We start from the raw sequence: 20,246 nt of genomic DNA, 5'->3' as shown, positions 1-20,246 counted from the left end.
CAAGTATAAAAAATATTATAATTGTAAAAATTACAAATATATGTAAAAGGAGTGATTTCTAATGATAAATGGTATAATTAAGCTATTTTATTCGGAAATAGTAAAAACAAAGATGAAAGGAATGCCATCTAATGACTATAGATTAAGAGATGAATGTAAAGAAATTAGAAATATAACATTAAAGATAGATAGTTTATTTTTTAAATGTATAAAATTAATGTTTGCAATTATATTACTTATTTTAGCATTTAATATTAATTTAGTATTTGGAATAGGAATGTGTTTTATTGAGATAGTGTATTTAATTTATAAGATAAAACTGGAAAGACAAATAAAAGAAAGTATAGAAAATGTGAAAAATAATATTGAATTACCCAAAATAAATATAGACAGTCAAAAAAGTAGAGCAGGCATAAATGTATTAATAACACTACTTTTAATTGGTTTAATAACAGGTTTTAATATAGCTATAATACTTAGTTTTATGGTAGTTTTTGTATTTACTATAAATGATATATATAGTAATATAAAATAGACTAATAAAACTAGGGGGTGTAGCTGATATGAGTAATTCTAATAATGATGTTAGCAAGATGAAAAATTTAGTAGATATATCCGCTATGGTAACTCAATCGACAGATTTTTTTAACATAAAAGATAGGATTGTAGAAAAGATGCTTGAAGTAGTACATCCAGCTAAGGCATGTGTTAACTTATTTTATAAAAATAATTACCAACATGCTTACTTAGTGTGTTCGGAAACTTTAGAATATATACCACAAGTATTCCCAATGAATAGCCCAAGAGGGGTTAAAATAAACTTTAATGAATATCCAAAATATGTTCATGAAGCTGTTAAGACAAAGAAGATAATTTATATAAAAAATATATTTGAAGATGACAGAGCGAAAGAAGAAAGAGAATTAGCTAAGGCAGAAGGATATGTAGGTCGTATTGTATTTCCTTTTATAATAAATGATGCAGTTGTAGGATTTATGACATGTTTTTTAACAATTACTGATTATATTACAGACCAAGATATAGACTTTATATCATCAGTAGCATCTTTAATAAGTTTATCTATAGAAATAACTACTAAGAATAACAATACTCAATTACTTGTACATAAACTTAGAGGTGCAATATCTTCTATAAATGAAGCAACTAGAAAATTATATTTAAATAAAAATATACATGGATTCTTAGAACATTTAAGTAAGCAGGCATGTAATATAACAAATAGTAAAGAAGCTATAATAATAATAAATGAACAAGAATATAGAAATAAGGTATTTAACTGTTATAATACGGAAGATAAAAATAAGATAAATGTATATCCTATAGTCGAAAGTATTTTAGAACAAGAAGCAATGGGAGCGTATAGCAATAACGTTGGAGTTAACTGTAAAGATGGTAGCAAGATAGAAAGTTACATTTATTATAAATTAAAAGATAAAAATGAAATAATTGGATGTATAGTATGTGCAAATAGCCAAAATTACACTAATGATGATTTAAATATATTAAGTATATTAGCGAAACAGGTTGCTGTTGGGATGAAGCTATATGAGTATAATGCCGAAGAAGTAAAACATAGGGTATTAGCTAATGAGCTTAACATATTAAACCAACAGCAAAAACTTATAATGGATAAAAGTCAACTAGATTGTAATGAACAAAAAGAATTAACTTATTACCATAGGCCAGCAAGAGTAGTTGGTGGGGACTTCTACTATGCTATGAGGGTTGATGAAGAAAATATATTTTATATAGTAGCGGATGTTATGGGACATGGTATGATATCAAACTATGTGGTTGCAATGATAAAAGGAGCTTTTAAAGTACTTTGTAATCAATACCAAACACCAGGAGAAATAATGACAAATTTAAATAGTATGCTTTACGATGAATTTGATAAAATGGGTGTATTTACAACTTGTTTAATAAGTAAGGTTAATACTGCTAAAAACATTATGAGTGTTTCTAATGCCGGTCATTATAGTCCTATAATAATAAAAGAAGATGGGACAGTATGTAGAGCTATTGAATGTAAAAAGGGAATTCCAATAGGTATAATGGATGATGCAGAGTATGACAATAACACTTTTGAAATAAATAAATATCCTATGATATGTATGTATACAGATGGGGTATTAGAAATAAAGAATGCAACAAAAGAGGAGTATGGAACATCTAGATTAGAATGTTTCTTGAAAGAAAACTTTAAGTTTAAACCGGATTATGTAATAGATAATTTGAAAGTTGAACTAAAAGAATTTGCGGGTAAAGATAGTTACGATGACGACATACTAGTAGTTATGCTAAAAGATAAATAAGGGGGGCACATATGCATCCAGAGATTTTAATAATAAATGCAAGTCCTAGAAAAAATAAAAACTGTTTTAAAATTACAAATGAGGTAAATAATGTACTAATAGAAAGTGATATAACAAGTCACATATTTAATATATATGATATGGATATAGATTATTGTACTGCTTGTGGATTTTGTGATAAAACAGGATACTGTAGAATAAAAGATGATATGACACCTATGTATGAAATGTTTGATAAAGCAAAAGGTGTTATAGTTATCAGTCCAGTACATTTTGATTGTATTTCTGCAAAATTAAAGACCGTAGTTGATAGAACACAAGCTATATATGCCAGTAAATATGTATTAAATAAATCATCTATAGATAGAAATAAAAGGCGTATAGGAATGTATATTGCCGTAGGAGGATCTCAAGATTATGAGACTCAATTTATGGGTGGACAAACAGTAATGGATTTCTTTTTTAAAAGTGTAAATAATAAGTTACTTTATAATCTGCATTTAAATAATACTGATAAAGTAGAATATGAAGAAAATATAGAATTTAGAAAAAAACTAAGACAAAACTTAAAACATTATATAAAAGATATAAATAGTACTGTTTCAGAATAGTTTTATATTTAATCAATTTTATTTAAGCTGAATATAATTTCTTCCTATTGTAATCCTAAACTGCTGTACATTTAATTATGGATAGCTAAAAACTTAGAATTAGTAGTATGGGGAAAGTTATAATTCAGCTTTTTTAAGCTTAAGGACATTGTAATACATAAAAAACTATGGATAAGCTATGAATTATAGCTATATAAATATTGTTGTAAAAGCAAAACATTACATTTTGAGTAATGAGCGAAGTAGCTAGCGACAGGAGTCAAGTGACTTTTTATATCATAAAATCAAAAAAGTAGGAGGTAATATGCTAAGATATCTGACTAGTGGAGAATCACATGGACAAAGTTTAATATCAATATTAGATGGGGTTCCAGCTAATATTGAACTTAATATAGATGAAATAAACAATGAGCTTAAAAAAAGACAAGGTGGATATGGCCGAGGGGCTAGAATGAAAATAGAACAAGATAAAATAAATATATTAGGAGGAGTAAGAGGAAAGAAAACATTAGGTGGTCCAATATCTATAGAAGTAAAAAATAAAGATTATGAAAATTGGTCTAAATATATGAATCCAATGGAAGATATAGATTTAGATAGCAAAAAAGTAAGCAATGTAAGACCGGGTCATGCAGACTTAGTTGGGTGCTTGAAGTACGATTTTGAAGATGCTAGAAATGTTTTAGAGCGATCTAGTGCAAGAGAGACAGCAAGTAGAGTAGCAGTTGGAGCTATTTGCAAACAAGTCCTTAAAAATTTTGATATAGAATTTATATCTCATGTTATACAAATAGGAAATGTAAGTGATAAAAATATATATGATTTTGAATATATAAAAAAACATGTAGATAGTAGTGAAGTTAGATGCGTAAATAAAAGTTTAGAAGAGAAAATTATAAAAGAAATTGATAATGTAAAAAAAGATGGAGATACTTTAGGTGGAATTATAGAAATAAGAGTAAAAAATGTTATTCCAGGTTTAGGATCATATACCCAATTTGATAAAAAAATTGATGGAGAATTAGCAATGCATCTTATGGGTACGCAGGCTATTAAGGGAGTAGAAATAGGTATTGGATTTGATGTATCTAAAAGTGTAGGATCAAAAGTTATGGATGAAATTTATTACAATGAAAATACGGGAATAAAAAGAGCTACAAATAGACTCGGTGGAATAGAAGGTGGAATGACAACTGGAGAGGAAATAGTAATTAGATGCGCTATGAAACCAATACCAACACTATATAAACCGTTAAATTCTATAAGTATAAATACATTGAAAGGTTATACTGCAAGTATAGAAAGATCTGATAATTGTGCGGTTCCAGCATGCAGTATTGTTTGTGAAAATGTAGTTGCATTTGTTATATGTAAGTACTTTTTAGATAAAATTGGGGGAGATAATTTAGTAGATTTAAAAGCTAATTATAACTCATATATAAAAAGGTTAGGTGAAAGAGGATGGAAAAAATAATAAATTCAGTTTGTAATATTGTGATAGATAATGACTTTGCATCTTTTAAAGAAGCAATTTGTTATTTTAACGAAGGTGTAAAATTAAATGACTTAGATATATGCAAAGTATATGATAAAGTGTTAATAATAACTGATTCAAATTTATATATTAAGCAAGCTGATAAACTTGTAAAATCTATAAACACAAAGTACATTCATGAATATGTTGTAAAACCAGGTGAAGAATCTAAATCTTTAAAAGTATATGAAGATATAATGAATTATTGTATAAAAATAGGCTTAACTAGAAAATCATTAATTATAGCTCTTGGTGGCGGGGTAGTTGGAGATTTAGCAGGATTTATTGCATCAACTTACATGAGAGGTATAGATGTTGTACAGGCTCCTACAAGTTTATTAGCGCAAGTTGATTCATCTATAGGTGGCAAAACAGGAATTAATTTAGGCAATGTAAAAAATATAATAGGATCATTTTATCAACCTAAGTTTACATATATAAATATATCTTCGCTAAAAACTTTACCACAGCCTGAATTTATAAGTGGAATGGCTGAAGTAATAAAATATGCTTTAATTTATGATTATGACTTTTTAGATTATTTAATTGATAATCATAAATTTATAATAAGTAGAGATGAAAGATGTTTATACAATATAGTAAAAAAATGTGCAAGAATAAAAGCTGAGGTAGTAGAAAAAGATGAAAAAGAAGGTGGCCTTAGAAGAATACTAAATTTCGGTCACACTTTCGGTCATGGAGTAGAAAAACTTTGCAAAATAAGTCATGGAGAAGCTGTCAATATTGGAATGAACATGGCATTTAAATTAGCTATTAATGATGGATTAATAAATGAAAACTATTATAAAAAATTCATAGAAGTATCAAAGATATATCACCTTCCGTTAGGGTTTATAGTACCTGAAAATGAAAGCTTTTTAGCAAAAGATGTACTAGAACTAATGAAGAGCGATAAAAAAAATAGTTTTGGAAAAATTAATTTAATACTTCCTACGGATTTAGGTAAAGTAGAAGTAGTTAATGATATAGATGAAGTTAAAATACTAAACGTAATAAGGGAGTGTCATAATGCTTAGAGGGAGTTTTGAACTGATAGGAGATAAATCTATATCTCATAGAGCTATAATGTTCTCATCAATTTCAAAAGGAAAAAATAAAATTAGTAATTTTTTAATGGGACAAGATTGTTTAAGTACTATAGATTGTTTTAGAAAAATGGGCGTAGAAATAGAAATAAACGATAAAGATGTATTTGTAAAAGGAAATGGTCTTTATGGATTAAAGAAGCCAAGCGATATATTAGATGTAGGAAATTCCGGGACTACTATAAGGTTAATAAGTGGAATATTAGCAGGTAATAATTTTGAAGCTACTTTAGTAGGAGATGAATCTATAGCTAAAAGACCTATGAAAAGAGTAACAGATCCACTTAGGCTCATGGGGTGTAATATTGAAGGAAATAATGATGCAAACTATACACCTATAACAATATATGGAGGGAATTTAAAAGCCATAGATTATAAAATGCAAGTAGCTTCAGCTCAAGTTAAATCAGCATTAATACTTGCAAGTCTTTATGCTGATGGTAAAAGTGTTATTCATGAAAAAGTAAAAAGTAGAAATCATACAGAAATAATGCTTAGGTCTTTTGGAGCTGATATATCAGTAGAAGATTTAAGTATAACTATAAATCCGGTTAGTGAATTATTTAGCCAAGATATAAATGTAGCAGGTGATATATCTTCAGCCGCATTTATAATAGTAGGGGCTTTAATAAGTGAAGGATCAGAGGTTATTATAAAAAATGTAGGGCTAAATAAAACAAGAACTGGGATACTCGACGTAGTAAAAAATATGAATGGAGATATAGAAATACTAAATGAGCGATTTGTTAGTGGAGAGCTAGTAGGAGATTTATTGATAAGATATAGTCCAAATTTAACCTCAACTACAATTGATAAAGATATAATTCCAAGACTTATTGATGAAATTCCAGTAATATCGATTTTAGCTACACAAGCTGAAGGAACTACAATTATTAAAGATGCTAAGGAATTAAAAGTTAAAGAAAGTAACAGAATAAAAGTAATGGTAGATAATTTGAAGCTAATGGGTGCAGATATAGAAGAACTAGAAGACGGAATGATTATAAAAGGAAAAACTAAATTAAAAGGAACGAATATAGAAACATTTAAAGATCATAGAATAGCTATGTCATTTTCTATTGCTGGATTAATCAGTGATGGATGTGTGAGCTTAGATGATGAAGAATGTATAAATGTATCATTCCCAGGATATTTTGATTTATTAAATAAATTATCAAAATAAAGATAAAGGTTAGCCATATTTTAATATTTAATTAAAGTATGGCTAAATTTTTAATTAAAATTACTGAATATATTGTTTATATAAAATATCAATAAAAATATTTATTTATTGATAAACAATAAAAAAATATTGCTAAACGAAAAAATAAATGATATTATATAGGTATAGAGTTAATATTATATTTAAAAAATGATATAAAATAATGTTAATTATTAAAAAAATTATAAATTTTATATTTAAAATTAGAAAAAGAGGTAGTTAAAATGAATAAAAAGTATGCTGAAAATATTTTAGACAAAATTGTTTTAATTGGAATTGCGCTAACTGTTATATTGCTTTTATTTACTCCATTAGGAATAACAGCTATATTTAAAAGTTCATTTGGGATAGTTGGGAGTAAAATGCCAATTAACATATCCATAGGTATATATATATGCGCTATACCATATCTAATAGCTTTAGTGTATTTAAAGAAGTTATGTAGTTTGATAGCTAAAAAAGATCCATTTTCAGCTAGTATACCTGTATATTTAAAAAGAATATCAATATGTGCTTTTAGTGAAGTTTTAATATTTAATATAGTTCAATTTGGATTATATTACTTATTTGATATGTATTTTTATGCATTAACTATAGCACCATCTGTTATAATATCTTTTGTAGCATTAGCTATAGGATTTTTAAGTATAGTTCTAAGCAAGTTATTTGAAATGGCAATAGAAATAAAAGATGAGAATGATAAAACAATATAAAGGAGAAAAAAATGGCTATTATAGTAAATTTAGATGTCATGATGGCAAAAAGAAAGATGAGCTCAACTGAATTATCTCAAAAACTAGGAATTACAATGGCAAATCTTTCTATATTAAAAAATAATAAAGCCAAAGCTATTAGATTTTCTACTTTAAATCAAATATGTAACATATTACAATGTCAACCTGGAGATATATTAGAATATGTAGATGATGAAAATGAGGATAATTAGCATACCTAAAAATACCTTTTATATAAAGAATAAATTTAAATGATAATTAACAAAATAGTATAAAAGGATTTTTAAATATTAAGTAGAAATATGATACAGGTGAGAAAAAGGTCATTAAATTAAATTTTTATCAAAATAATTTGATTTAATGAGGAATATTATGTATAATTGTATGTTGTATACAAAAAAAGAATTTAGGAGGGATTTTTTCCATGAAATTACCAATAGCATTATCAAATAAACACGTTCATTTAAGTCAAGCTGATATAGAAACATTATTCGGAGCTGGACATGAGTTAACTCATTTCAAGCCATTATCTCAACCAGGTCAATACGCTTGTGAAGAAAAAGTTGATTTAGTAGGGCCAAAAGGAACTATAAAAGGTGTTAGAGTTTTAGGACCAGCTAGACCAAGTACACAAGTAGAAATATCTTTAGCAGATGGATTTACTTTAGGTGTTAAAGCTCCAATAAAAGAATCTGGAGATATAGCGGGTACTCCTGGTGTTAAATTAGTAGGGCCAGCTGGAGAAGTTGAGTTATCAGAAGGTGTAATAGTTGCATCTAGACATATACATATGAGCCTTGATGATGCAGCTAAGTTCGGTGTAGCTGATAAGCAAATAGTAAAAGTGAGAACTTTCGGACCAAGAGCTGTAGTATTTGAAAATGTATTAGTTAGAGCTAATGCAAACTTTGCTTTAGAAATGCACGTTGACGTTGAAGAAGGAAACGCTGCAGGTGTTAGAAATGGTGAAGAAGTAGAATTAATAGCTGAATAATTTTATATATATAAAAAGCTATCTCGATAAGAGATAGCTTTTTTTATTTTAATAAAATATATTTTAATTGAATTAAGAAAAATAATATTAGTAAATAAAATAAAATTTTAATAAAAATATAAAATTAGTGAAACTTTTTATATCAAAATATACCCATATGTATAGGAAGGTGATGAAATGAAAAATGAATCGGTAGAAGATGTTTTCAATAAAATTTATGATGAAACTTATCATAAATGTGTAGTTTATGTGACCTGCAAATGCAAAAACACAGAAGACATCCCGGATATATTACAGGATATATATACAGAGTTATATAATATATTATTGAAAAAAGGAACTGATTATATAAAAAATATTCAAGCTTATGTATTAAAAATAGCTAGGTCTAAGGTCTATGATCATTATTCTTTATATGATAAATTTAAAGATATTATACCTTTGTTTAGTAAAAATAAAGAAGAAGAAGAGTATATAACTATAGATGTAAATATTGATACATTTAATAATAAATTAGAATCGAATACAATTTATAAAGATAGCTTAAATGAAATATGGAATTATCTCCAAACCAGATCACAAGGTGTTCAAAAGGCATTTTATTTATTTTATTATTCTGATATGAAAATTTGTGATATAGCAAAAGAGCTTGGAGAGAATGAATCAACTATAAAAAATAGAATTTATAGAACAACCAATGAAATTAGAGAAAAATTTGGAAAGGATGTGGATGTTACATGAATGAAAAAGAAACTCTTAAAAAGGTTATAGATGAAAATTTAATGAAAAAAGAAGCAATAAGACAAAGAGTTTTATACTCATGTCAAAATCAAAGTATTAAAGAAAATAAGAAAAGTAAATTTTTAAATATAAATAAAAAACTAATATTAATACCTGCATCATTATGCGTTTTATTTACTATTGCAGTTAATACTAATAGTGTTTTTGCTCAAGCTATGTTAGAAATACCTATAATCAAACAGTTTGCTAAAGTTGTAACGTTTTCTGAATATACAAGTAATAATGATTCTAATATTATACATGTTAAAGTACCTAATATAGAAGAAACCGGAAATACTAAGGTTGAAAATAGAATAAATACATTACTAAATGAGAGAATCGATAAATTAGCAGAGGAAGCTAAGGCAGATGCAGCAAACTTTATGAAAAATTATACAGGTGGAAAAATTGATAAAATAAAAATTGACTTTGATTATGAAGTGAAATCATCAAATAAAGATATATTATCATTTATTGTTAAGAAAAAAGTAGAAAATCCAACTTTAAAATACGAAGGTTCATCTGATGTAACTTTTTATAATTATAATATTGATATAAAAACAGGAGAAGAAATAACTTTAGAATCTATGTTAGGGCAAGATTATAAAAATATTATTAATAAACAGGTAAAAGGACAAATAGAAGAAAGATGTAAAACTGATGAAATTCTAGCATCATATTATGAAAAATTTTACAAATCTAAAAATAATATAGATTTTATATATGAAGGTCAGCCGTTTTATATAAATGAAAATGGAAATGTAGTTATGGTATTTTATGAATACTTTGTAGCCCCTTTTTCATATGGAATACAAGAATTTGAAATACAAGAATAAACTATACTAAGTATATTAAAGTAGATATTATAAATAAAATATAATATCTACTTTAATATTATAATTATAAACTAAAATAAATAAGTATGTTTTAAAATTAGATTAAATAAAACTATTTAGATTGTTTAAGTGATTCTCCATATTCGATACCAAAATTGTACATTTGTTCCAGTAAAGGGATCATTTTTTGACCCATCTCAGTTAAGCTGTATTCAACTTTTGGAGGTATTACAGGAAAAACTTCTCTATGAACTAATCCATCTTCCTCAAGACTTCTGAGTTGATTAGTCAACATTTTCTGAGTTACATCAGGTAACTTCCTTTTTATTTCGCTAAACCTAAGGCACCCACTACTTAAATACCAAAGGATTAAAATTTTCCACTTACCTGAAACTAATTTATGAAATAAAATCATTGGACAAGTATTGTATTTAGCACAACGATTATTCATATGACATTTATGATGATAAGTCAAAGCTTTTTCCATAATATGCACCTCTCTTAATAGATAACTACCTTTATAATTAATACTAAATTTATTAAAAATATAAATTATAAAGTAAAATTTATCGGAAAAATTCTAAAATATGTAAATTTAATTTTAATAATTATAACATAAAACTCATAATATATAAAATCCATTTTGAATCTTGATATACCTTATTAATTATATAAATATAGTTTAAATGATTGAAATAGCTGAAATGTAACAATAGATAAGTTAAACGTATATAAAAAAACATATAGTATACTTTTAGATACTATATATAAAAAAATATCCTACATATAAATAAAGTGCCTACTTGTTATAATGATATGCAAGGTCTATCATAAGAATATAAATATTACCCAAGTACAAAATCTAATAAAAAAATCATGAATGTGAAATGTTCTCTCGGAAAAAATAAGTTTATATAGCTTTCGTAATATGATAACATATTATGGAATAATATAAATTTTAGTGTAAAAAAAGGAGAATATACAAAATGAATAATAAAATAGCAAACATGATAGATCACACTATATTAAAAGCAACAGCTACTAAAGAAGAAGTTGTAAAAATATGTAGTGAAGCAAAAGAATATGGATTTTTCTCAGTATGTGTAAATCCTACTCAAATAGAACTTGTAAAAAAAGAATTACAAGGTAGTGAAGTTAAGGTTTGTACAGTAATAGGTTTCCCTTTAGGAGCAAATACTCCAGAAGTTAAAGCATTCGAAACGAAAGATGCTATAGCTAAAGGGGCAGACGAAGTAGATATGGTTATAAATATAGGAGCTTTAAAAGATAAAAACTACGAAGTTGTAGAAAGAGATATAAAAGCAGTAGTAGATGCTGCAAATAAAGCTGCTTTAGTAAAAGTTATAATAGAGACTTGTTATTTAACAGACGAAGAAAAGAAAATAGCATGTGAGTTAGCTGTTAAGGCAGGAACTGATTATGTTAAAACTTCAACTGGATTTGGTACAGGTGGATCTACTCCTGAAGATATAAAGTTAATGAGAGAAACCGTAGGAGAAAACATAGGAGTTAAGGCTTCTGGTGGAGTTAGATGTGAAAAGGATGCAATAGCTGTTATAGAAGCAGGAGCTAGTAGAATAGGAGCTAGTGCATCAATAGCAATAGTAAGTGGTCAAATAAGTAAAAGTGATTATTAAGAACAAATAATGACATATTTTTTAGCTTAGGTGATTAAACTTATTATTTGTTGGGTATATAACTAATGCAATAATAAAAAATTTATTTATAAAAAAAATAAAAAATTAAATATATTATTTATATAAACAAAAAAGAAGGATTATTTTAGTAATATATAGAATATTTTGTTTATTATGTAATATTTTATAATTATGTAATACTTGTGTATTGGGGGAATACAATGTATTTGTATGTACATTGAATTAACGATACACATTGCTTATGTTAAAACATTTGAGTACATAAGAGTAATAAATAAGGAGGATACACATTATGGCTAAATTTATGAAAACACTTGACGGAAATACAGCTGCAGCACATGTTGCTTATGCATTTACAGATGTAGCTGCTATATACCCAATAACACCATCTTCAAACATGGCTGAAGTGGTTGACGAATGGGCTGCTCAAGGGAGAAAAAATATATTCGGACAAAAGGTTAGCGTTGTAGAAATGCAATCAGAAGCAGGGGCTGCTGGAGCATTCCATGGTTCATTACAAGCTGGTGCTTTAACTACAACATTCACTGCATCACAAGGATTATTATTAATGATACCTAACATGTATAAGGTTGCAGGGGAGTTACTTCCAGGAGTATTCCACGTAAGTGCTCGTGCTCTTGCATCTCAAGCATTATCTATATTTGGTGACCATCAAGACGTTATGAGTGCTCGTCAAACTGGATGCGTATTATTAGCTTCTGGATCAGTTCAGGAAGTTGCTGATATAGCACCTGTTGCACACTTAGCTGCTATAGAAGGTAAATTACCATTTATACATTTCTTCGATGGATTTAGAACATCACATGAAATTCAAAAGGTTGAATTATTAGAGACAGAAGATTATGCAAAACTATTAAACATGGAAGCAGTTGAAGCATTTAGAAACAAAGCTTTATCGCCAAATCATCCTGTTACTCGTGGTACTGCTCAAAACCCAGATATATACTTCCAAACTAGAGAAGCTTCAAACAAGTACTACAATGATATAGTGGGAATAGTTGAAAAGTACATGGATCAAATGAGCGAATTAACTGGAAGAAAACATGGATTATTCGATTACTATGGACCAGAAAATGCAGAAAATATAGTTATAGCTATGGGATCTGTTACAGAAGCAATAGAAGAAACTATAGATTATGTAAATGCTAAAGGTGGAAACTTCGGTTTAGTTAAAGTTCATTTATTTAGACCATTCTCAACTAAGCATTTATTAGAAGCTATACCTTCTTCTGCGAAGAGAATATGTGTACTTGATAGAACTAAGGAACCTGGTTCAATAGGAGAGCCATTATACTTAGATGTTCGTGCTGCATATTATGAAATGGAAAATGCTCCTATGATAATAGGTGGAAGATATGGATTAGGATCAAAAGATGTTACTCCATCTGAAATAAAAACAGTATTTGACAACTTAGTTGCAGATAAGCCTAGAAATAACTTTACATTAGGTATAGTTGATGATGTAACAAATACTTCATTAGCTCCATCTGAAACAATAAAAGTTGTTACTCCAGGAACAATAAGATGTAAATTCTGGGGATTAGGTTCTGATGGTACTGTTGGGGCTAATAAGCAAGCTATAAAAATAATAGGAGACCACACTGACAAGTATGCTCAAGCTTACTTTGCATATGATTCTAAGAAGTCTGGTGGTATAACTATGTCTCACTTAAGATTTGGAGATGAACCAATAAGATCAACATATTTAATAGATGAGGCAGACTATATAGCTTGTCATAATCAATCATATGTTAATCAATATGATTTATTAAAAGGACTTAAAAAAGGTGGTACATTTGTACTTAACACTATATGGAGTCCTGAAGAGTTAGAAGCTAACTTACCAGCAAAAATGAAAAAATTCATAGCTGAAAAAGAAATCAACTTCTACACTGTGAATGCTACTAAGATAGCTCAAGAAATAGGGCTTGGAACAAGAATAAATATGATAATGCAATCTGCATTCTTCAAATTAGCTGAGATAATACCTATAGAGCAAGCTGTAGAACACTTAAAAGATTCTATAAACAAAGCTTACGGTAAAAAAGGTGAAAAAATTGTTAAAATGAACTTTGATGCTGTTGAAGCAGGTATGAATGCATTAGTTAAAATAGATGCTCCATCTAACTGGGCAAATGCTAAAGAGTTAGAAATGGCAGTAGATTCTGATGAGCCAGAATTTATCAAAAACATATTAAGACCAATGAACGCACAAGAAGGAGATTCTTTACCAGTAAGTGCATTCAATGGAATAGAAGATGGTACATTCCCATGTGGTACAGCTGCATACGAAAAGAGAGGTATAGCAGTAAATGTTCCTGAATGGGTAGTAGACAACTGTATACAATGTAACCAATGTGCTTATGTATGTCCACATGCATGTATAAGACCAGTATTAGTAAATGAAGAAGAGGCAAATAATGCTCCTGAAAACTTCAATACTAAGAAAGCAATAGGTAAAGGATTAGAAGGATTACAATATAGAATGCAAGTAAGTCCAATGGACTGTACAGGATGCGGAAACTGTGCAGATATCTGTCCAGCTAAGCAAAAAGCTTTAGTTATGAAACCTCTTGATACTCAAGAAGTTGAAGTAGAAAACTGGGCATTTGCAGTTGACACTGAAAAAGTATCTCCAAAGGTAGATGTAATGGCTCCAAATACAGTTAAAGGAAGTCAATTTAGACAGCCATTAATGGAATTCTCAGGAGCTTGTGCTGGATGTGGAGAAACTCCATACATTAAGTTAGTTACTCAATTATTTGGAGATAGAATGATGATAGCAAATGCTACTGGATGTTCTTCAATCTGGGGAGGATCTGCTCCATCAACTCCATACACTGTTAATCATGAAGGTAAAGGTCCATCTTGGGCAAACTCATTATTTGAAGATAATGCTGAATATGGATACGGAATGATGTTAGCAGTTAAGCAAATGAGAAATAAAATAGCTGATAACATGGAAACTTTATTAACTATGGATATATGTGATTGCGCAAGAGAAGCATTCACTGCATGGTTAGAAGGTAAAGATGATTCTGAAGCTTCAAAATTAGCAGCTGATAAAGTATTAAAAGTATTAGCTGATGATTGTGGATGTGCAAGTGAAGAAATAAAACCATTATTAAAAGAAATAGATGAAAGAAAAGATTATCTAGTTAAGAGATCTCAATGGATCCTTGGAGGAGATGGATGGGCTTATGACATCGGATACGGTGGATTAGATCATGTTCTTGCTTCAGGAGAAAATGTAAATGTACTTGTGTTTGATACAGAAATTTATTCAAATACAGGAGGTCAAGCTTCTAAGTCAACTCCAGTTGCTGCAATGGCTAAGTTCGCTGCTGCTGGTAAGAGATCTAAGAAAAAAGACTTAGGTATGATGGCAATGAGTTACGGAAACGTATATGTTGCACAAGTAGGTATGGGTGCAGATAAGAATCAATTAATGAAGGCAGTACTTGAAGCTGAGGCTTATGATGGCCCATCATTAATAATAGCTTATTCTCCATGTATATCTCATGGTATAAAAGAAGGTATGGGTAGAGCTCAAGCTAACATAGAAAAAGCTGTTAAGGCTGGATACTGGCACTTATACAGATACAACCCAACTCTAAAAGTTCAAGGTAAGAATCCATTTACATTAGATTCTAAAGAACCAACAGAAAGCTTCAGAGACTTCTTATTAGGTCAAGTAAGATATGCTGCAATAGCTAAGCAATTCCCAGAAATAGCTGACAAGTTATTTACATCAGCTGAGGAAAATGCTAATGAAAGATATAACAACTATAAGAGATTAGCTGAAAATTGCTAATAAAAATTATAATAAGTACAAAAAAGGATGAACTTTTAGTTCATCCTTTTTTATTTTTAGAAAGATATATTAATCAAATTAATTAATTTAAATGATTATACATTTAGAGTAAAGCGTGGTAGAATATTGTCGTATTTATAAAATAAAGGAATTTTAGTTTTTATGACTAATATACAATAGTATAAGCTCTAAATATATTTTTAAATAAAATAAAATTTATAAAGATATATTATGATGTGAAGGTTAATAACATCAAAAATCTAAAAGAAAGGTAGTTTAATATGAAAAATAAAAAAATAATATCTTTTGTAGTTATAGGAATTTTTTTATTAGGTTTTGCTGCAATTATAAATAATAAACAGAAAGAAGACACTAAAATAGAAAATAATATCTATAGTGAATCAAATTATAAAGATAAAGTTAACCCTCTTTCTAAGGAATATGCAATAAAAATTCTAGAAGCTGAATATGGTGATTACATATCTGTATCAAAAGAAGATATAAAGAAAGTTGGAGAAGAATATATAGTAGATGTAGTATTAAAAGATGAATCAGAAGACGTTGGAGAACATGACCATAGTTTAGGTGTTCATAAAATAAATATTTATACAGGAGAACTAATGCTTCCTAACTAAAAAATAAAAAGTGTACACTAAAAACTTGATTAGTGTACACTTTTTATTAATGTGATATAATATAATTGTAAGTTGGATAAGTTGGAGGTAAAAAATGAAAACTGTTGAGAATGAGTTAAAGTACTTGAAGTTGTTAGCTAAACAGTATCCTAGCATATCAAAAGCAAGTACAGAAATAATAAATTTAGAAGCAATACTTAATTTACCAAAGGGAACAGAGCATTTTATAACAGATATACATGGAGAATATGAACCTTTTGTACATGTATTAAAAAATGGATCAGGGGTTATAAAAAGAAAAATAGAAGAATTATTTTCTAGTACTATGAGAGACAGTGAAAAAAAGGCTCTAGCAACTCTAGTATATTATCCAGAGCAAAAACTAGATTTAATAATCAAGGAAGAAGAAAATATAGATGATTTTTATAGAATAAATATATATAGATTAATTGAACTATGTAAATATGCTTCAAGTAAGTATACCAGATCAAAGGTAAGAAAATTATTACCAGAAGATTTTAGATATATAATAGAAGAATTGTTGCATGAAAACATAGATAGTCATCATAAACAAAATTATTATAAAAGTATAGTAGAAAGTATAATAGAAACAGATAGATCAAAAGAGTTTATAATAGCAATATCTAAAGTAATACAAAAATTGGTAGTAGATAGACTTCATATATTAGGAGACATATATGATAGAGGTCCAAGACCTGACATAGTTATGGATACATTAATGGACTATCATTCAGTCGATATACAATGGGGAAATCATGATATATTATGGATGGGTGCAGCAGCAGGAGAAAAAACTTGTATAGCTAATGCTCTAAGGATATCAGCTAGATATGCAAATCTAGATATAATTGAAGATATTTATGGTATTAATTTGCTTCCATTAGCGACATTTGCTATGGATGTTTACAAGGATGATTCTTGTGACTCATTTATACCTAAGATAAGTGACCAGGAAGTATCAACTAAAGAAAAATCTTTAATTGCAAAAATGCATAAAGCTATAAGTATAATTCAGTTTAAACTTGAGGGTGAAATTATAAGTAGACGATCTGAGTTTGAGATGAAGCATAGATTATTATTAAATAAAATAAATTATGACGAAGGAACTATAAATATAAAAGGAAAGAGCTATAAGCTAAAAGATTCATACTTCCCAACGATAGATAAAGCTAATCCATATAAATTTACTAAAGAAGAAGAATCTGTAATAGATAAATTAGTATCTTCTTTTAAAAACAGTGAAAAATTACAAAAGCACGTTTCATTTTTATTTTCAAAGGGAAGCATTTATTTAACTGCAAATTCGAATTTACTAATTCATGGATGTGTACCTTTAAATGAAGACTCGAGTTTTATGAAGATGAAAATACAGGGTAGAGAATACAAAGGTAAAGAATTAATGGATAAAATGGAGTCAGTGGCTAGGGAGGGATATTTCTTTAAAGAAAATACTAGTCAAAAACAATATGGAATGGATATGATGTGGTATTTATGGACAGGAAAATGTTCTTCATTATTTGGGAAAGATGATATGACAACATTTGAAAGGTATTTTATTGTAGATAAAGAAGCTCATAAAGAAAACAAAAACCCTTATTTTAAATTAAGAGAAGACGAGAAAATGTGTGAAAAGATATTTGAAGAATTTAATTTAGATACTAAAGATGCACATATAATAAATGGTCATGTTCCAGTTGAAAGTAAAAATGGGGAGAGTCCAATAAAAGCAAATGGTAAAATTTTAGTTATTGATGGAGGATTTTCTAAAGCTTATCAAAAGAAAACAGGTATTGCAGGATATACATTAATATATAATTCATATAGCTTGCAGTTAGTCTCACATAATCCATTTACAAGTGCAGAAGAAGCCATAGTAAATGAAAGTGATATATTATCTACAACGGAAATCGTGGAACATAAAGATAAAAGAAAAACAGTAAGAGATACTGATGCAGGTAAAAAATTACAGGAAGAAGTTAATGATTTAAAAATGTTATTGTTAGCTTATAAGAAAGGCCTAATAAAAGAAATATAAAAGGAAAAAAGAGTAATGCATTAAGTTAAAAACTTAGGTAATCCTAATATTATATTTAATTATATTAGGAGGTCAAAATGAACTTATTAAAAGATAGCAAAACTAAAGTGAATTTAATGAGAGCTTTTGCAGGAGAAAGTCAAGCAAGAAATAGATATACTTTTGGTGCAGAGCAAGCTAAAACACAAAAATTATACGTAATTGAGAAGGCTTTTACATATACAGCAAATCAAGAGCTTGCTCATGCTAAAATATTTTATGACCATTTAAAAGAATTATCAGGTGAAACTATTCAAATTGATGGAGGATATCCTGTAGATGTATATGATAGCTTAGCTCAAACGTTAAAAGCATCTCAACATGGAGAATATGAAGAATACCAAGATGTATATAAAAATTTTGCTAATATAGCTAGAGAAGAAGGTTTTATGCCTGTAGCTAAAAGTTTTGAACAAATTTCAGAAATTGAAAAATCGCATGGTGATAGATTTGGATACTTTGGAGATAAATTAGAAAGTGGGACATTATTTAAAAGTGATAAAGAAGAAGAATGGTTATGTTTAAATTGTGGTCATATACATAAAGGTACTGAGGCTCCAAAATTATGCCCAGTATGTCAACATGAACAAGGGTATTTTATACTATATTCTAAGTCTCCATTTGTAAACTAAAATGCTTTTAAATTCAGAAAATATACAAACTAACAAATATTAAAAATATATAGGGAAACAGTTTTCAAAAAGCTTGACAGAATTATGCAATTATTATAAAATTGTTTTAGAAAGAAGGTAATACAAATATCTACTTTAAAATAAATTGATAAAATTGGATTGTTACTGATTGAGCAGGCAATACCTAAGTTAAGGCAAGTGTTATTTTGTATGCCTTAGTTTAGGTATTTTATAGTTTATAAGATAATTATTATAAAGTCAGAATATAAATAATTAGATTAAACTATTAAATCCTAGTAATAAATAATTTTAACTAAAGGGGTGAGTAAGTAGACGAATGATTATAGAAAAAATTTATAACAACAATGTAGTATTGGTTATAGATAAAGAAAGCAATAAAGAACTAGTACTCACTGGATGCGGAATTGGATTCCAAAAAAAGGTAGGTCAGACAGTAGATCAATCTAAAATAGAAAAAAAGTTTATTACTGAAGATGAAAGCCTTACTCAAAAGATAACTAAAGTAGTAACAGAGGTCCACGAAGAAGTATTTGAAGCTAGTTCTAAAATAATAGAATATGCAAAACAATATTTAAATTCAGAATTAGATGATTATATATATGCATCTTTAACAGACCATTTATCTTTTGCTTTTAAAAGGTATGAAGAAAAAATTCAAATCAAAAATGATTTATTATATGAAATCAAAAGAATTCACAAAAAGGAATTTGAGGTTGGAAAATGGGCAATTGAATATATAAATGATAGATTTAATGTTGAGTTTCCAATTGATGAAGCTGGATTCATAGCAATGCATATAGTAAATGCAAATTATAAAGAAAGTACTAATGAATCATTTTTAATGACTAAAATAGTTAAAGAAATTTTAAATATAATAAGATATTACTATTCTGTAGAGTTTGAGCAAGATGATTTTAATTATGACAGACTAGTTACTCATTTAAAATTCTTTGCAAAACGATTAATAAAAAAAGAGCAGGTTGAAGATAAAGATAATGAACTTATAAATATAATAAAGATACAATATGAAAAAGCGTATAACTGTGCGTGTAAAGTAAAACAATATATAGAAGATAGTCATGAATATATAGTAACAGAAGATGAACTTTTATATTTAACTTTACACATAAATAGGGTTATATCAGCTATAAAAAATTAATAGATATTATAAACTGTAAAAGGTTGTTACTGATAGA

18 protein-coding genes are annotated in these 20,246 nt (G+C 27.9%); 17 read left to right on the top strand and 1 reads right to left on the bottom strand.

From position 1 onward, the window contains the following. Window positions 1–61 precede the first annotated feature (61 nt). The 11 genes from NWE74_RS08745 to NWE74_RS08695 all read left to right on the top strand — a co-directional run bounded on the left by NWE74_RS08745 (window position 62) and on the right by NWE74_RS08695 (window position 10,153). Window positions 62–535 (top strand): hypothetical protein, encoded by a 474-nt coding sequence (locus NWE74_RS08745; protein WP_258242820.1) that lies wholly within the window; start codon window positions 62–64, stop codon window positions 533–535. Window positions 536–563: 28 nt separating this feature from the next. Next, window positions 564–2,336, top strand: a complete 1,773-nt coding sequence (locus tag NWE74_RS08740) for a GAF domain-containing SpoIIE family protein phosphatase (RefSeq protein ID WP_258242819.1) — start codon at window positions 564–566, stop codon at window positions 2,334–2,336. 11 nt (window positions 2,337–2,347) lie between these two features. Further along, entirely contained in the window at window positions 2,348–2,947 is a 600-nt protein-coding gene (locus NWE74_RS08735) for a flavodoxin family protein (protein WP_258242818.1), read from the top strand. Between the two features lie 304 nt (window positions 2,948–3,251). Next, entirely contained in the window at window positions 3,252–4,421 is a 1,170-nt protein-coding gene (aroC, locus tag NWE74_RS08730) for a chorismate synthase (protein WP_258242817.1), read from the top strand. Then, complete coding sequence (gene aroB / locus NWE74_RS08725) at window positions 4,409–5,518, top strand: 3-dehydroquinate synthase (protein WP_258242816.1); 1,110 nt, start codon at window positions 4,409–4,411, stop codon at window positions 5,516–5,518. The genes aroC and aroB overlap by 13 nt, the downstream gene beginning before the upstream one ends. Beyond that, window positions 5,511–6,770 carry a 3-phosphoshikimate 1-carboxyvinyltransferase gene (aroA, locus tag NWE74_RS08720; protein ID WP_258242815.1) on the top strand — a complete coding sequence of 420 codons (1,260 nt, stop codon included), beginning with the start codon at window positions 5,511–5,513 and terminating at the stop codon, window positions 6,768–6,770. The genes aroB and aroA overlap by 8 nt, the downstream gene beginning before the upstream one ends. 263 nt (window positions 6,771–7,033) lie before the next feature. Next, on the top strand, window positions 7,034–7,522 hold the full coding sequence (locus NWE74_RS08715) for a DUF2975 domain-containing protein (RefSeq protein WP_258242814.1): 489 nt from the start codon (window positions 7,034–7,036) through the stop codon (window positions 7,520–7,522). An 11-nt stretch (window positions 7,523–7,533) separates the two neighbouring features. Next, window positions 7,534–7,755: a helix-turn-helix domain-containing protein gene (locus NWE74_RS08710; RefSeq protein WP_092726273.1), complete on the top strand. Its 222-nt coding sequence runs from the start codon at window positions 7,534–7,536 to the stop codon at window positions 7,753–7,755. A gap of 212 nt (window positions 7,756–7,967) precedes the next feature. Continuing rightward, window positions 7,968–8,537, top strand: coding sequence for a phosphate propanoyltransferase (pduL, locus tag NWE74_RS08705; RefSeq protein ID WP_258242813.1), 570 nt, complete (start codon window positions 7,968–7,970; stop codon window positions 8,535–8,537). Between the two features lie 177 nt (window positions 8,538–8,714). Continuing rightward, window positions 8,715–9,278, top strand: a complete 564-nt coding sequence (locus NWE74_RS08700) for a sigma-70 family RNA polymerase sigma factor (protein ID WP_258242812.1) — start codon at window positions 8,715–8,717, stop codon at window positions 9,276–9,278. After that, window positions 9,275–10,153 (top strand): DUF3298 and DUF4163 domain-containing protein, encoded by an 879-nt coding sequence (locus NWE74_RS08695; RefSeq protein WP_258242811.1) that lies wholly within the window; start codon window positions 9,275–9,277, stop codon window positions 10,151–10,153. The genes NWE74_RS08700 and NWE74_RS08695 overlap by 4 nt, the downstream gene beginning before the upstream one ends. A 112-nt stretch (window positions 10,154–10,265) precedes the next feature. Here NWE74_RS08695 and NWE74_RS08690 read toward each other — a convergent pair whose 3' ends face one another. After that, on the bottom strand, window positions 10,266–10,640 hold the full coding sequence (locus NWE74_RS08690) for a helix-turn-helix domain-containing protein (protein WP_330666343.1): 375 nt from the start codon (window positions 10,638–10,640) through the stop codon (window positions 10,266–10,268). A 499-nt stretch (window positions 10,641–11,139) separates the two neighbouring features. Here NWE74_RS08690 and deoC point away from each other — a divergent pair, with 499 nt between their 5' ends. From deoC to licT, 6 genes are all read left to right on the top strand, one after another. Continuing rightward, entirely contained in the window at window positions 11,140–11,811 is a 672-nt protein-coding gene (gene deoC, locus NWE74_RS08685) for a deoxyribose-phosphate aldolase (RefSeq protein WP_258242810.1), read from the top strand. Between the two features lie 313 nt (window positions 11,812–12,124). Continuing rightward, the gene (nifJ, locus tag NWE74_RS08680; protein WP_258242809.1) at window positions 12,125–15,667 is read left to right on the top strand and encodes a pyruvate:ferredoxin (flavodoxin) oxidoreductase; all 3,543 of its coding nucleotides are present in this window, start codon (window positions 12,125–12,127) and stop codon (window positions 15,665–15,667) included. Between the two features lie 281 nt (window positions 15,668–15,948). Then, window positions 15,949–16,302, top strand: a complete 354-nt coding sequence (locus NWE74_RS08675) for a hypothetical protein (protein ID WP_258242808.1) — start codon at window positions 15,949–15,951, stop codon at window positions 16,300–16,302. A 94-nt stretch (window positions 16,303–16,396) separates the two neighbouring features. Further along, window positions 16,397–18,358: a fructose-1,6-bisphosphatase gene (locus NWE74_RS08670; RefSeq protein ID WP_258242807.1), complete on the top strand. Its 1,962-nt coding sequence runs from the start codon at window positions 16,397–16,399 to the stop codon at window positions 18,356–18,358. Window positions 18,359–18,435: 77 nt separating this feature from the next. Then, window positions 18,436–19,029 carry a rubrerythrin gene (gene rbr / locus NWE74_RS08665; RefSeq protein WP_258242806.1) on the top strand — a complete coding sequence of 198 codons (594 nt, stop codon included), beginning with the start codon at window positions 18,436–18,438 and terminating at the stop codon, window positions 19,027–19,029. A 337-nt stretch (window positions 19,030–19,366) separates the two neighbouring features. Next, the gene (gene licT, locus NWE74_RS08660; protein WP_258242805.1) at window positions 19,367–20,209 is read left to right on the top strand and encodes a BglG family transcription antiterminator LicT; all 843 of its coding nucleotides are present in this window, start codon (window positions 19,367–19,369) and stop codon (window positions 20,207–20,209) included. Window positions 20,210–20,246 lie beyond the last annotated feature (37 nt).

The organism is Romboutsia lituseburensis (genome assembly GCF_024723825.1).
GTDB lineage: Bacteria > Bacillota > Clostridia > Peptostreptococcales > Peptostreptococcaceae > Romboutsia_F > Romboutsia_F lituseburensis_A.
This window is presented reverse-complemented; position numbering and strand designations above follow the sequence as displayed.

What these genes read in the sequence shown, in the direction of transcription:
- NWE74_RS08745 (WP_258242820.1), top strand. Translation starts at nt 62, where the DNA reads ATGATAAATGGTATAATTAAGCTATTTTATTCGGAAATAGTAAAAACA.
- NWE74_RS08740 (WP_258242819.1), top strand. Translation starts at nt 564, where the DNA reads ATGAGTAATTCTAATAATGATGTTAGCAAGATGAAAAATTTAGTAGAT.
- NWE74_RS08735 (WP_258242818.1), top strand. Translation starts at nt 2,348, where the DNA reads ATGCATCCAGAGATTTTAATAATAAATGCAAGTCCTAGAAAAAATAAA.
- aroC (WP_258242817.1), top strand. Translation starts at nt 3,252, where the DNA reads ATGCTAAGATATCTGACTAGTGGAGAATCACATGGACAAAGTTTAATA.
- aroB (WP_258242816.1), top strand. Translation starts at nt 4,409, where the DNA reads ATGGAAAAAATAATAAATTCAGTTTGTAATATTGTGATAGATAATGAC.
- aroA (WP_258242815.1), top strand. Translation starts at nt 5,511, where the DNA reads ATGCTTAGAGGGAGTTTTGAACTGATAGGAGATAAATCTATATCTCAT.
- NWE74_RS08715 (WP_258242814.1), top strand. Translation starts at nt 7,034, where the DNA reads ATGAATAAAAAGTATGCTGAAAATATTTTAGACAAAATTGTTTTAATT.
- NWE74_RS08710 (WP_092726273.1), top strand. Translation starts at nt 7,534, where the DNA reads ATGGCTATTATAGTAAATTTAGATGTCATGATGGCAAAAAGAAAGATG.
- pduL (WP_258242813.1), top strand. Translation starts at nt 7,968, where the DNA reads ATGAAATTACCAATAGCATTATCAAATAAACACGTTCATTTAAGTCAA.
- NWE74_RS08700 (WP_258242812.1), top strand. Translation starts at nt 8,715, where the DNA reads ATGAAAAATGAATCGGTAGAAGATGTTTTCAATAAAATTTATGATGAA.
- NWE74_RS08695 (WP_258242811.1), top strand. Translation starts at nt 9,275, where the DNA reads ATGAATGAAAAAGAAACTCTTAAAAAGGTTATAGATGAAAATTTAATG.
- NWE74_RS08690 (WP_330666343.1), bottom strand. Translation starts at nt 10,640, where the DNA reads ATGGAAAAAGCTTTGACTTATCATCATAAATGTCATATGAATAATCGT.
- deoC (WP_258242810.1), top strand. Translation starts at nt 11,140, where the DNA reads ATGAATAATAAAATAGCAAACATGATAGATCACACTATATTAAAAGCA.
- nifJ (WP_258242809.1), top strand. Translation starts at nt 12,125, where the DNA reads ATGGCTAAATTTATGAAAACACTTGACGGAAATACAGCTGCAGCACAT.
- NWE74_RS08675 (WP_258242808.1), top strand. Translation starts at nt 15,949, where the DNA reads ATGAAAAATAAAAAAATAATATCTTTTGTAGTTATAGGAATTTTTTTA.
- NWE74_RS08670 (WP_258242807.1), top strand. Translation starts at nt 16,397, where the DNA reads ATGAAAACTGTTGAGAATGAGTTAAAGTACTTGAAGTTGTTAGCTAAA.
- rbr (WP_258242806.1), top strand. Translation starts at nt 18,436, where the DNA reads ATGAACTTATTAAAAGATAGCAAAACTAAAGTGAATTTAATGAGAGCT.
- licT (WP_258242805.1), top strand. Translation starts at nt 19,367, where the DNA reads ATGATTATAGAAAAAATTTATAACAACAATGTAGTATTGGTTATAGAT.